10 protein-coding genes are annotated in these 13,512 nt (G+C 56.8%); 7 read left to right on the top strand and 3 right to left on the bottom strand.

The genetic code is table 11. The annotated features are described in order from the left end of the window. The first annotated feature begins 23 nt into the window (after positions 1-23). On the top strand, positions 24-335 hold the full coding sequence (locus AB4090_RS00375; protein ID WP_369571871.1) for an encapsulin-associated ferritin-like protein: 312 nt from the start codon (positions 24-26) through the stop codon (positions 333-335). Here AB4090_RS00375 and hemW read toward each other — a convergent pair. Further along, complete coding sequence (hemW, locus tag AB4090_RS00370; protein ID WP_369571870.1) at positions 305-1,501, bottom strand: radical SAM family heme chaperone HemW; 1,197 nt, start codon at positions 1,499-1,501, stop codon at positions 305-307. The two genes, AB4090_RS00375 and hemW, sit on opposite strands and share 31 nt — an antisense overlap. A gap of 22 nt (positions 1,502-1,523) precedes the next feature. On the opposite strand from hemW, the gene AB4090_RS00365 reads away from it, so the two are divergent. The 5 genes from AB4090_RS00365 to AB4090_RS00345 all read left to right on the top strand — a co-directional run bounded on the left by AB4090_RS00365 (position 1,524) and on the right by AB4090_RS00345 (position 9,109). Beyond that, positions 1,524-2,081, top strand: coding sequence for an LON peptidase substrate-binding domain-containing protein (locus AB4090_RS00365; RefSeq protein WP_369571869.1), 558 nt, complete (start codon positions 1,524-1,526; stop codon positions 2,079-2,081). A 69-nt stretch (positions 2,082-2,150) separates the two neighbouring features. After that, positions 2,151-3,332, top strand: coding sequence for a pyridoxal phosphate-dependent aminotransferase (locus AB4090_RS00360; protein WP_369571868.1), 1,182 nt, complete (start codon positions 2,151-2,153; stop codon positions 3,330-3,332). A 52-nt stretch (positions 3,333-3,384) separates the two neighbouring features. Beyond that, positions 3,385-4,914 (top strand): TolC family protein, encoded by a 1,530-nt coding sequence (locus tag AB4090_RS00355; protein WP_369571867.1) that lies wholly within the window; start codon positions 3,385-3,387, stop codon positions 4,912-4,914. Then, positions 4,911-6,005: an efflux RND transporter periplasmic adaptor subunit gene (locus AB4090_RS00350; RefSeq protein WP_369571866.1), complete on the top strand. Its 1,095-nt coding sequence runs from the start codon at positions 4,911-4,913 to the stop codon at positions 6,003-6,005. The genes AB4090_RS00355 and AB4090_RS00350 overlap by 4 nt, the downstream gene beginning before the upstream one ends. Further along, positions 6,002-9,109, top strand: coding sequence for an efflux RND transporter permease subunit (locus AB4090_RS00345; RefSeq protein ID WP_369571865.1), 3,108 nt, complete (start codon positions 6,002-6,004; stop codon positions 9,107-9,109). Before AB4090_RS00350 ends, AB4090_RS00345 begins: the two co-directional genes overlap by 4 nt. A gap of 13 nt (positions 9,110-9,122) precedes the next feature. Here AB4090_RS00345 and AB4090_RS00340 read toward each other — a convergent pair whose 3' ends face one another. Beyond that, complete coding sequence (locus tag AB4090_RS00340; RefSeq protein ID WP_369571864.1) at positions 9,123-11,888, bottom strand: putative bifunctional diguanylate cyclase/phosphodiesterase; 2,766 nt, start codon at positions 11,886-11,888, stop codon at positions 9,123-9,125. A 276-nt stretch (positions 11,889-12,164) separates the two neighbouring features. Here AB4090_RS00340 and AB4090_RS00335 point away from each other — a divergent pair, with 276 nt between their 5' ends. Beyond that, positions 12,165-12,560 (top strand): SCP-2 sterol transfer family protein, encoded by a 396-nt coding sequence (locus AB4090_RS00335; RefSeq protein WP_369571863.1) that lies wholly within the window; start codon positions 12,165-12,167, stop codon positions 12,558-12,560. Between the two features lie 59 nt (positions 12,561-12,619). Here AB4090_RS00335 and AB4090_RS00330 read toward each other — a convergent pair whose 3' ends face one another. After that, positions 12,620-13,498, bottom strand: coding sequence for a tetratricopeptide repeat protein (locus AB4090_RS00330; protein ID WP_369571862.1), 879 nt, complete (start codon positions 13,496-13,498; stop codon positions 12,620-12,622). Positions 13,499-13,512 lie beyond the last annotated feature (14 nt).

The raw sequence follows: 13,512 nt of genomic DNA, 5'->3' as shown, positions 1-13,512 counted from the left end.
CTGATACCCGACGGAGATTCCTCATGGCACACGAAGGCCTGCACGAACCCTTGGACAAGCTGAGCCCGGATACACTGGATATCCACCGCGCCATCATTTCTCTAATGGAGGAGTTTGAAGCGGTAGATTGGTACCAGCAGCGCGCCGACGCCTGCCAAGACACCAAACTGAAGGCAGTCATGGAACACAATCGCGATGAGGAAATCGAGCATGCCGCCATGGTACTGGAATGGTTGCGGCGCAAGCTGCCGCGTCTGGACAAGGAGCTGCGAGAATATCTCTTTACCGAGGGTTCCATCACCGGTCACGAGGCCGAGGCGATGGGCCGCGACTGAGTTTTGCCCGTTTCGGGCAGAAACTGGCGGCACAGTTGATTCAGCCAGTTCAGTCCGAGCGGTGTGGGGCGCCAATGGCGCCCTTCTCTTTGCAACAAACCATCCTGTAGTGCACGGCGCAGACGCGCCTCTACCAATAAAAAGCTGACCCCAGTGCGCTCCTCAAAGAGCTGCTCGTCAAAACCTTCCAGCAAACGCAGTGCATTCAGAAAGAACTCGAAAGGTCTCTCTGCTGGCGGCACCCACTGCCCCTCACCCAGACTATCCTTGGCTTTGAGGGCTGCCTCCATGTAGCTTTCCGGACGCGGTGCCTTACGGCTGCGCCAAATCCCCTGCCCCGCCAGGGTAATTTTCCCATGCGCGCCAGCGCCAATACCAAGGTAATCGCCGTACAGCCAGTAGTTTCTATTGTGTCTACATTGCCGCCCGGCCCGCGCATGCGCCGACACCTCATAGCGTTGCAAGCCTGCGTCTGCCAGCGCATTGCGCAAATTTTCTTCCATTTCTGCCGCGCTATCGGCATCGGGTAACTGTGCCGGTATTTGGCTGGCAAAGGGGGTGCCCGGCTCCAGGGTCAGTTGATACAAGGACAAATGCGGCGGTTGATGCGCCAGCGCCGCCTGCACGTCGCGCTGTGCCGCGGCGAGGTCCTGGGCCGGGAGGGCGAAGATCAGGTCCAGATTCCAGTTGTCGAAACCGGCCTTCTGCAAGGCCTCAATAGCCAAATGCGCGGCGCGGGCGTCGTGAATCCGCCCCAAGGCCTGCAAGAAACCGTCATCAAAGGACTGTACTCCGAGAGATAGTCGGTTGATTCCGGCGTCATAAAACCCCTGAAAGGCCGCCGCATCCACGGCGCCAGGATTGGCCTCGAGACTGATTTCCACCTGTGGCGCCAGGCGTAGGCGTGCACGTATCGCAGATAGCAGACGATCAAGCTCGGCTGGCGGAAACAGGCTTGGCGTGCCACCACCAAAAAAGATACTGTGTACTTGCCGTCCCCAGACGCGCGGCAACTCGCGCTCTAAATCGGCTATCAAGGCATCAACATAACGCGCGGCGGGGAACTCCGTGGCGGCATAGGAGTTGAAATCGCAGTAGGGGCACTTGGCCTTGCACCAGGGTAGATGCACATACAACGAAAGGGGCGCTACACTAAGTTCAGGCATAATGGCTTCACAGGGGCAGACAATGACGGCGCAGGGCGATGCGCAAGAATGGTACGACCTATTTTTACTCAGTTCGGTGCTTTTTCCCAATGCCCGTTTGGGACTGCGGATCTTTGAGCCGCGCTATTTCGACATGGTCAGCCGCTCCATGCGCAGCGGCAAACCCTTCGGTATCTGCCTGGCAGAAGCCGATGCGGCGCCGGTACAGGTCGGTACCTTAGCAAAAATCATCGACTGGAACAGCGAAAACGGCTTGCTGCTCCTCGACATCGAGGGTATGCAGCGCTTTACCGTGCAGGAATGGCAGCACGCCCACGACGTTACCGTGGCGCGGATTCATCTCTGGCCGGAGGAACCAACACTTCCCATCGCCTTTGAACATGACTGGCTGAAACCAATCCTGCAACAGATTACCGAAGACCCCAATGCCGGGAATCTGGATGCCAGCCGTGCGAGCATGGTTCTGGCGCAGGCCTTGCCCATCCGGGCGACAGAAAAACAGCAACTACTCCTGCTCCAAGACCCGCTCGAACGCTTGCGGCGTATCGCCACAATTTTGCATAAGAAAGCGTCGGGCTAAAGCGGTTGCTTTTCCCTCCCCAGGGCTTACAATTTGCCCCTTTTCTACGCTCCCATTGAGGAATGTGCAGTGGATATTCGCCTCTCCAGTCGCGTTACGACGGTTCGCCCTTCCCCTACCCTGGCTGTTACCGCCCGCGCGGCAGAGCTCAAGCGACAAGGCAAAGACATCATCAGCCTGGGCGCTGGCGAACCGGACTTTGACACGCCCGAGCCCATCAAGGACGCTGCCAAGGCCGCACTGGATCGCGGCTTTACCAAGTACACGGCCGTAGGTGGCACGCCCGAGCTAAAGGCAGCAGTAGCGGCCAAGTTCACGCGCGACAATGGCCTGGAATACAGCGCCAAAGAGATTCTCGTCTCGGTGGGTGGCAAGCAAAGTTTCTTCAATCTTTGTCAGGCATTGCTCAATCCGGGGGACGAAGTCATCATCCCGGCGCCGTACTGGGTGTCGTACCCGGACATGGTCTTACTGGCCGAAGGCAAGCCGGTAATTCTGGATACCGACCTTAGCGCACAGTTCAAAATCACGGCAGGGCAGTTGGCAGCGGCGATCACGCCGCGCACGCGCCTGCTGGTGCTCAACAGTCCCTCTAATCCCTCGGGAAAGGGCTATAGCCGGGAAGAACTCACTGCCCTGGGTGAGGTCTTACGCGCCCATCCCCAAGTGCTAATCGCCAGCGATGATATGTATGAGAAGATCCTCTTTGCCGGTGCAACTTTTGTAAATATTGCCAATACCTGCCCCGACCTGGTGGAGCGTTGCATCATCATGAACGGCGTCTCCAAGGCCTACGCCATGACCGGCTGGCGTATTGGCTATTGTGCCGGGCCGGCAGCGCTTATCGCTGCCATGGAAACCATACAATCGCAGAGCACTTCCAACCCCTGCTCTATTGCCCAAGCGGCGGCCCAGTTTGCCCTGGATAGTGGCGACACCCTCCTCACCCCCATGCTGCAGGCCTTTGCACGGCGTCACCAATACGTCTATGACCGCCTGCGTGCCCTGAACGGCGTTACGGTACTGCCCTCGGATGGCACATTTTACAGCTTTCCCGGTTTTCAGGGCGTCATGCAGGCGAAGGGTGTCGAATCGGACCTCGTCTTGGCCGAACAGCTTCTGGAGGCGGGTGTTGCCGTCGTACCCGGCAGTGCCTTCGGCTGCCCTGGGCATCTGCGCCTCTCCTTCGCCACCAGTGACGAGCACCTGCGCCACGCCTTGGATCGCATCAGCGCCTTCGTGGAGGCGTAGATTGTTATCCCCCAAGGGTTGCTGATACCGCTGTGACAGCGGCAGCGCCTCTATGCTAGAGTCGCGAAAACTTGCCGCTTCTGGAATCGCCTTGTCGCAAAGCTCGCGCAAAACCTCGGTCTTGCCCTGGCGACTGCTGTGCAGACTTGCCCCTTTGCTGCTCTTCCTGCTATGGGACACGGCGCTTGCCGCACCTCTCGATCTTCTCTGGCACGATCCCTTTGACACGCAGGGATTTACCCCGGAGGGCTTGGGCAAGACCTGGCAGGGTGCGCCACAGCATCTTCCACAGGCACAGCTACCCCGACAACGAGCCATCCATAAACCGCAAAGTTTGGCCGCCCTCACCGCCTACGCACTGGCGCATAATCCACAAACGCGGGTTGCCTGGGAGAACTTACGCGCTTCTGCGACGGGCGTGGGCGTGGCCGATGCTGCGTTTCTTCCAAGCCTCTCGCTTTCCGCCAATGCGGTTCGGTCACAAAGCAACACCACGGCTGGGTTCAGTATTCCGGTATTGAACAGCAGCTCGGAGAGCCTGAGTCTTACCTGGGTCTTGTTTGAATTTGGCCTGCGCGCCGCGCAACACGACAATGCCTTGGCGCAACTCTATCTATCGGGTTTTGAAAACAACCAAGCGTTGAATCAGGTCGCGCTGACCGTAACGCAAAACTATTATCAGGTCATCGGCGAAGAGGCGCTGGTGCATTCCTACCGACAAACCGTGCGCGAAGATCGTGCCAATCTTGATGCCGCACAGCTCAAGCAAAAATCCGGCATGGCGACGATTGCCGATGTATTGCAGGCAAAATCGGCTTTAGCGCAGGCCGTCGCGCAATTGCTCTCCGCCCAGGCCACCTTGCGCTCGGATCAATCGGCACTGGCCGAGAGCTGTGGTCTGCCGCCGAACAATTCCATCCCCTTAGTACCGTTAGACACCCAGCGTCTGCCGCCGAGCATTACCCCTTCTATGCTTTCCCTGGTGCAGCGGGCGGTGCATTCCAACCCGCTGGTGCAGGAGGCTGCAGCGCGCATTCTCGCCGCCCGCGCCAGCGTGCGCGAAGATGAGGCGCAGGGATTGCCGAGCCTAGGATTGTCGGTGAGTGGCGGAAAGCGCTTTCAGAACGGCTTGCAACCTTCGGAAAACTGGGCCATTGGCTTTACCCTCAAGGTACCGCTGTTCACTGGTTTTCAACAGAATTACGCTATTCAGGAAGCACAACACCAAGAGCGCAGCGCCCAGGCGAGCCTGAGCGAGGAGGCGCAGAGCATCGCCCTGACCGTGGCACAGGATTATCAGACGGTGATGGGCGCAAGAGCTGCAGCGCGGGCCTCGCAAATCGCGGTAGAAAGCGCTAAAGCGTCCCTTGCGGCCATCCGTGCCCAGTATCAGGTCGGTTTGGCGACCATGCTCGACCTGTTGTCTGCCCAGGCCACCCTCACCACCGCCGAGCAAACGCGCATCCAGAACATCACCACAGCCTATACGCAACTTGCCAATCTTGCCAATGCCTTGGGAATGATTGGGCTGCCCGAGAAAGGGGTGGAACTTTCGGCCCTCGGCGCGGAGTCCAAAGGATGACTATGCGTGCAGTAATCAACATTCTGTTTTTTGCGACTCTTAGCCTGACATTGGCTGGCTGCGGGCATCAGACGAAACGCCAGCCGCCACCCTTGGCGGTAAGCAGCACGGTGGTACAGCGTGGCGATTTACCGTTGCGAGTGCAAACCTTGGGGCAGGCCATGGCCTCGCACTCCGTCACCATCGTGCCGCAAGTGAGCGGTATATTGCAGAAAGTTGCCATCCGTTCTGGCCAGCAAGTACAAAAAGGGCAATTACTCTTTGTCATCGATCCGGCAACAGCAGCGGCACAGGTAGCGCAGGACCAGGCCAACTTGCAAGGCGAGCAAGCGCAAGAACGCTACGATCGCCAGCAGGTAAATGCCTATCAACCGCTGCTCAAGAAGGATTACGTTACCCGGCAGACCTTCGAACAATCGCAATCCCAACAGCAAAGCGCTGCGGCCGCCATTGCCGCCGACCGCGCCGCCCTGCAAGCAGCGCAAATCAATCTGCGGCATACGCAGATACGCGCCCCCATCAGCGGCGTTGTCGGCCTCTTGCAAATGCGCTCGGGCAATCTGGTCACCGCCAATACTACGCAGCTCCTCACCATCCAACAGACGCAACCGATGCATGTGCAATTCAGCCTGCCGGAGAAATACCTAGGAGATTTGCGGCAGGCGTTAGCGGCAGGCGCTGGCAAGGTGCAGATCTGGGATGAGAACCATCAAAAAATCCTTGCCACTGGCCTGCTTACTGCCATTGATAATACCGTCAATACTGCCTCGGCCACGGTCACGGCGCGGGCGACGGTAGCCAATCAGGACCAGCGCCTGTGGCCGGGGGAGTATCTACAAATCGAGTATACCGCCAAGACCCTGCGCGATGTTGCCGTGATTCCCGCCACGGCTTTGCAACAAGGCGTTTCCGGCCCCTACGTCTACCACATCGTGAAGGGCAAGGCGCAGATGCAGCCGGTAGAGTTTCTCGGCCAGGATGGGAATCGGGTGGCGGTTGGCGCCAAGGGACTGCTTGGCGAGCAGATCGTAGTGGGCGCGCCGGCAAGGTTGCACCCTGGCATGGCGGTCAAGGCCAATAGCACGCAATGAACCTTTCCGCTCCGTTCATTCGTCGCCCGGTAGCCACCACGGTAATCGCCCTGGCGCTTGCCGTGCTCGGCTTGGTGGCGTACCTCCAACTGCCCACCGCGCTATTGCCCAACGTCAGTTTTCCGATGGTGATGGTGACGGCACAGCTGCCCGGCGCCAGCCCCAAAACCATGGCCAGTGCCGTGGCAACGCCGCTGGAGCGACAATTTGCCAGCATTCCCGGCATCAACTCGATGAGTGCAGTGAGCGAGAGCGGGGTGGTGCAGATTACCCTGCAGTTCAACCTCAGTACCTCCGTACTCGGGGCTACCCAGGAAGTATCCAACGCCGTAGCGCAAGCGCAGCATTTACTGCCCCCCAGCATGCCGCAGCCACCCACGGTACGGCAGCTCAACCCCTCGGCGCAGCCAATTTTTTATCTGGGTATGTCGGCGCGCAACATGCCGCTATATACCCTGGATAAATACGCACAGACCAAGGTGGCGACAGCGCTGTCCGGTATTGCCGGGGTCTCCAATGTGCAAATCTACGGCGCTCAGACCTATGCTGTGCGCATCTACCTGAACCCCTACGCCCTCTCCGCCCGTGGCCTGAGCCTGCAGGCGGTGCAAAGCGCGATCGGTAACGCCAACGTCAATTTACCCGGCGGCACTCTCGATACCGGCCCGCAGGCTTTCGCGACCCGCGTACATGGGCAGTTACACGATGCTGCGGCCTTCAATCATCTGGTCCTTGCCTATGCCGGTGGTCAGGCGGTACCGCTGGATGCCGTGGGCAAGGCGAGCAACAGCACCCAGTACAATCAGCAGGAGACCTGGATCAACAAAACACCGGGCATCGTCCTGGCCGTGGTGCGGCAACCGGGTAGCAACACCGTAGCGATCTCGGACAAGATCCGCGCCCTGCTGCCCAAGCTGCAGGCGCAGATGCCTGGGGGGGTAAAACTGGCGCCCGTATTTGACCTGGCCGACTATGTGCGTGCCGCCATACAGGAGGTCTTGCTCACCCTGTTGATAGCGTCCTTGCTGGTTGCGGGGGTGATGTGGTTGTTTCTGCGCCGTCCTTCCGCCACGCTTATTGGTGCTGCAGCGATTCCTTTGTCGCTGCTTGGCAGCTTTCTCGGGATGCGCTTGCTTGGGTTTAGCCTGAATACCCTGACCCTGCTCGCGCTGACCCTGGCCGTGGGCTTTGTGGTAGACGATGCCGTGGTCATGCTGGAAAACATCAATCGCCATATCGATCGCGGTGAAACCGGCATCACGGCAGCTTTGAATGGCAGTAAGGAAATCAGTTTTACCGTGCTTTCCATGACCGTATCACTCGCCATCATCTTCCTACCTCTGATCTTTTTGGGCGGCTTTGTGGGCCATCTGTTTGCCGACTTTGGCGTCAGTATCGCCATGGTGATCCTGATTTCCGGTGCCGTTGCGCTCACTGTCACACCCATGCTCTGCAGCCGCTATCTCAAGCCCAATCATGCGCACGCATTGGCGGGTGTATACGACCCCGATCATTTACCGGAGAACGGCTGGTTTCAGCGTGTTTTCAAACGCAGTCGCGATGGCTATGTCGCCAGCCTGGAAGTCGCTCTGCGACACCGCAACTGGATGCTGCTGCTGGCCTTCGTCTTTCTGCTCGGCAGCCTGGGCATGGCGACTCTGGTGCACAAGGCCTTCCTGCCCTCGCAGAATGCCGGCTTCATCAATGGCAATATCGAATATCCATCCAACATGACCTTCTCCGAGATCGTAGAGGAGCAGGGGCGTATTGCCCGTGCAGTGAAGGCGAATGACAAAATCCAATCGGTGGTTTCTTCGGTGGGACAGGGGCCCGGGGGCTTTGGCAACCGCAGTACCGGGCATATGTTCATTCACATCAAAAATGGCTATGCGCCACAAACCGCGGAGATCATTAGCGCATTGAACCGCGCCAGCAAGCCCTTTCACAACGTGCAGATCGTCTACCAGGGGCCGCAAAGCGGGCATTCTGGTACGGCCAGCGGCAACGGTAGCGTTATCTATGAACTGGTGGGTGGTAGCTGGTCAGAGTTACATGACGCAACGCGCAAAATGACGGCAGCAATGCGGCAAATTCCGCAACTGCGGGATGTAAACAGTAGCCTGCAGAATGACAGCCCGCAAATCAGCATCCAGATTCATCGCGCCCGCGCCACCGCCCTCGGGGTCACGCCGGCAGCCATCGAAAAGACCTTGGGTCTGGCCTTCGGCGGACAAGAGGTGGGCACCATCTATGGGGCGAGCGATCAGTACGAAGTGATCATGGAGTTACAGCCTCAATATCAGCAAGACATCAACGCGTTGTCCACGCTCAGTGTACCGGGTAGCGGTGGCGCGCTGGTACCACTGTCTGCAGTGGCTGGATTCCGCTATAGCGCCGCGCCTGAAAACCTGATGCAACATAATGGCCAGCCCTCCACCACCATTTCTTTTAACCTCACGCCGGGCGCGACCTTGGGCAGCGTGCTGCCCAGCATTCAGAGCACTGCGAAAAATGTATTGCCTGCCGGGATTGTTGGCGAATTTGGTGGAAATGCGCGGCAATTCCAGTCTTCATTCAAAAGCCTACCGTTCTTGCTGCTCGCAACGATACTGCTGATTTATGTGGTGCTCGCCATTCTCTACGAGCATTTTTTGCACCCTCTCACCATCCTCACTGCCCTCCCCTTGGCTGCCTTTGGCGCACTATTTTCGTTATGGATTTTTGGCCTACCGTTGGACCTGTATAGCTTTATAGGCATCATCATGTTGCTTGGATTGGTGAAGAAAAACGGCATCATTCTGGTGGATTTTGCCGTCAGCCGCCGACGTGAAGGTGCGTCGGCACAAGAAGCCATCCTCGATGCCTGCCGTATCCGCTACCGGCCGATCATGATGACCACCTTTGCCGCCATCTTGGGGGTTTTGCCGATTGCCATTGGCTTTGGCGCTGGCGCCAACAGCCGTGTGCCACTTGGCGTCGCGGTAGTCGGTGGGCTCATTTTTTCTCAGTTTTTAACGCTTTACATTACCCCGGCATTTTATTTATGGTTTGACCGTTGGGGGAGACAACGGCCAGCAGCAAACCGTAACCAGGCCGTCAACTAATTTTGCAGCCTATCTAGTCAAGAAAATTGCTCGGGCACTTCCAGTTTTCCAACTCTTCTGCGGGCATTGGCCGGGAAAAGTAATACCCCTGATAGATGGAGCAGCGAAGCTGATGTAGCGCCTTTATCTGCTCTACAGTTTCAACGCCCTCGGCGACTACTTGCAAATTCAACATTTCTCCAACATAGGCGATTCCAGAAACGATTGCGTAGTCTTTCGGGTCAGACAAGATGTCGCGGATAAAACTCTGATCAATCTTTAGCGAGCTGACTGGAAGTTTCTGTAGATAACTTAGAGAAGCATTCCCTGTACCGAAATCATCCAAGGCCAACTTACAACCCAATGCTTGGCATCTGATCAACGTCTCACGAGCACGCTCAAAATCCAACATTGGCGCAGTTTCCGTAATCTCTAATACGAGGTTCTGGCGCAAAACATCGCCATACTCCTCCAGTGCAGTTTCCAGGTCTTCGAGAAATTTCGGGTCTAATAAGTATTGCGCGCTGATGTTAATAGAAATTTTTGGATAAAATCCACGCGATGCCCATTGCTGCATCTGCTCCAGCGCACGATGGAGAACGAGGCGCCCCACGCGCTGGGCCAATTGCGGGTGATCGAGGGCTTGGCTGAATGCGCTTGGCCCGAGCAGGCCACGATGCGGATCTTGCATACGCAACAATGCCTCGGCACCTACCAATCCGTTCGTTGGGTGCACGATAGGTTGAAAATACAGTTGCAAGTAACCTTTGATCAAGGCCTGTTCCATTAGCCGCAGGCTCTCGAGCTGCTTGCTTTGTCGCTCTTCCATATCGCTAGCAAAGATCGACAACGTGTTGCCTCCGCGCCCCTTGCTGGCGTAAAGGGCCAAATCGGCATGTCGTACCAGGTCATCACAAGATTCTGCGTAATCTATCGGATAAACCGTCATACCAAGGCTAGCCCGCGTCGTAAGTTGCTCACCTCGTACCTCTACGGGAAGGCTGATCATCTTCAATATCCGGCGCGCAAGTTGCTCCACTTCAGTGACATTGCGAATATCGTTCACGAAAAAGGCGAACTCATCGCCGCCAAAGCGACATAACATATCTTCGTCGCGCAGTTCTTCACGGAAGCAACGTGCGACATGCACCAACAAATTATCGCCAGCAGCGTGCCCCAAGCGATCATTCACCATTTTAAAGTCATCCAAGTCTAAAAAACCGACGATCAGCAGGGTGTCATGTCGCTTCGCTCTGCGCATGGCCTGCCCCAAGTGCTCCTGAAAGAGCACCCGATTGGGAAGCCCAGTGAGCAGATCATGCGTGGCTTGATAGGACAGGCGGGTCAGAAGATCATGTTTCTCAGTAACATCGTGAAATACGAGTACCGAACCCGATACAACATTGCGCTGATCACGAATAGGAGCGGCTGAGTCTTCGATACTTCTTCGTTGACCATAACGATCAATCAATACCGTATGATTGGCGAGACCAACGATCCTCCCTTCGCGCAGCGCACGTTCCGCCGGATTGGCTACGGGACGACCATCGGCTTCGCCGACAATGTTGAAGACTTGCGTGAGAGGCTTGCCATATGCCTCAGCCAAGGTCCAACCAGTGAGGGCCTCCGCCACCGGGTTCATATTGGTCACCAAAGCACTGCAGTCGGTACTAATGACGCCATCGCCTATCGAGTACAGCGTCACTTCCGCATGCTCTTTGGCCTCCCAGATCTCCTTCTCTGCTGTCGCGCGCTCTAGCTCTCGAGAGCGATTCAGCCGCGCAAGATAGCGATATATAAAAGCACTTAGGAGCAATAACAGCGCGGCCCCCCAGGTGGGCCAGTGCATCTGTTTCCACCAGTTTGCGGCGAGGCCAGAGCGCCCAATACATTGCCCGGCAACGAGATGATATTCAGCAATGGGCCGAGCCGCGCATAAGCGCCAGGCATGCGCCGCAGAGCTGTAACCAGAAAATGCCTGCGTCACCGGCACGGCCCCAAGAAGCCAATGTTTCACCACCGTCCCGGTCTGCGCTGTTGCATAGTCTACCCGCGGAGAATACGGATATCGGCTCAACAACATGCCATCCGAGCGCAACAGAAAAGAGGCCCCTTGGTGCACGACGTTAAGGCCCGACCAAGCGGGGAAAAGCCCGTCGGCGAGGGGAACCCACGCAATCACAAAAGAATTTCTATTGTCGCGCCCTGATAACGGTTGAAATACAGGAAACCCCCAGGAAGAAGATGCCTGCGCCTCGGCTGGATTACGCAGCAGGGGACCAACGCAAAATCCATGACCGTGAATGCAGTGCTGTATCGCCGCCACCTGCGCGGGGTTCCACATGTGGTATTGCGACAAGCTCACCATGTCCCAAACATGACGCAAAAACGCTGGTTCCGCTCCCTCCACCCAGACCTGCGTTGGTGTGAATATGCCGATAGTGCTGATTGGCGCCAGATGAGTTAGATGCAACAGAGACGGTTGTATCGCAATTTTCGACTCGGAAAGCTGGATTGCGAGCAGAGACAAACTGGCTTGCATGCCAGACAGTTGCAGCTCCGTGGTACGCGCTAGCGCAATGGCATTTTCTTGCAGACTTTCATTTTGACGTGCCTTGATGCTATTCCACGTGATGCCGGCGAGGATCACCCAAGCAAAGAAGATGAGCAGAGAGACGGTTAACCACGCTACCCACAGCCATCTTCCGGTATAAACCGTGGCCGAGCGTGCGTCAGCATTCCCCAGCATTGATCCAGGCTCGGCGTTTTGCATGAAAACATCTTTATCAATAGAACCCATGCTGTTTATAGCGAATCTACGGAAAAATGTCCAAATCTCACCAGCAGCCAAGTTGAAGTGGGCTTCATCAAACGGCAAAAAATGATTCCTATCAGTGTTGCGCCCGCAGCGCGGACCGTTTCAGGGGAGCACGGATGAAACAATTATCCTCACGCTGAAAAATTCATCTTTTTGTTTTTACGTAATAAAATTAATTCACATCTGTGGCACTGATCATGCTTCCCCTTCGAGCGAGTGCATTTGGCCTCACGTTCAACAACACAGGAGAGATAAAGTATGGCAGAACTATTTTCCCCCGCGTGGATGGAACAATTTGCAGCAGAGTGGAACAAGGAGCCAGAGTTAGCCGGCGCCTTGGCGCAAATTGACTTTGCGTCAAACATCGCGTACGGGTTTGTGGAAGAGGAAGGGCCGCGCGGCTTTTTACAAGTAAGCAAAGGGCAGGCAGTAGCCGCCGGCGCCTATCAGGGACAAGCCGTCAATTGGGACATCCGTGCCAGCGTCGACCAGTGGATGAAATGGATTTCCAGCCCTCCCGGAATGACCGGCTTGGGTATGGCGTTCACCACCGGCAAGATCAAGTTCAAGGTAGGCGATTACAAAAGCATGCTGAAAGACCCGCGTATGGCAGCTCCATTTGTAAAAAGCTTCTCGGTCATGGGACGCGTCTAGCCACCACAAAAAAAGGGCAGAGCGTGCTCTGCCCATGCTGTTACTGTTCTGAGAGATATTTACTGTGGTGTATTGCTTGCCCCGTAGCCGTCATCCTCTGGACTATGCGACAAGGCCACTTGAACCCTTTGCGCCAAGGCTGGGTCCAACGCACCCAGTACGGGAATGAGGCTGGCAGCCTGCTGCACCTGCCCCTGCTGAATGAGCAGCATGGCAGCGTGTTCAAAGTTATCGGCAGCCTTGTCGCGCTGACCGTCCATGTAATACACATTGCCCAGCTCACCATAGGCAAACGCCGCGTCCGGCACCTCTTTGATCAGGTTCTCATATTTGCTGATCGCGCTGGGGATGTCATGGTGCCAATACGCTGCACGTGCTGACATCAGCTCCTGCTGTTGATCAGAGCTCAGCTTTGGGGCGGGCTGCGCGGTCGCCATACCTGGAGCGGCAATGGGCTCTACTGCCAAGGTTTTTTGCGCCGGCTGTGGCGCTGGCTTTGCCACGGATGTGCTGCTCTGATTGGCAGTGATTCCCCAGATGAACAAAATAATGATGATCACCACCAAGAGGAATACCAGCGCTGGCCAAGAAAATACCCGGCTGGCGACACTCTTTTTCGGTTGTCGGGGTGGCAAGGGGGGATAACTACTTCCCCCCGGCGCTGTGGTTCCTGCGCCACCCGACCCCATATAAGGAGCACTGGTGCTCGAGCTCGCGAAGTTAGGAGCCGTGGTGCCAACGTCGGTATCTATAGGAGGCGCGCCGGTACCAGTGGATGCTTCTGGCTCGGTATGCGCAGGCACCGACACACTCCCCTGCGCCGCAGCAGCAGACACCTCATCACTAGGCTCAGCCTCTACTGCTTCTGTAGGTGGCGAGGCAGCGGCCTTGCCCTCCTCCCCCTCTTCCACCAGCGGTGTTTCGTCTTTCTTCGTCATAGATTACTCCTAAT

It is taken from the genome of Acidithiobacillus sp. IBUN Pt1247-S3, assembly GCF_041146875.1.
GTDB lineage: Bacteria > Pseudomonadota > Gammaproteobacteria > Acidithiobacillales > Acidithiobacillaceae > Igneacidithiobacillus.
This window is presented reverse-complemented; position numbering and strand designations above follow the sequence as displayed.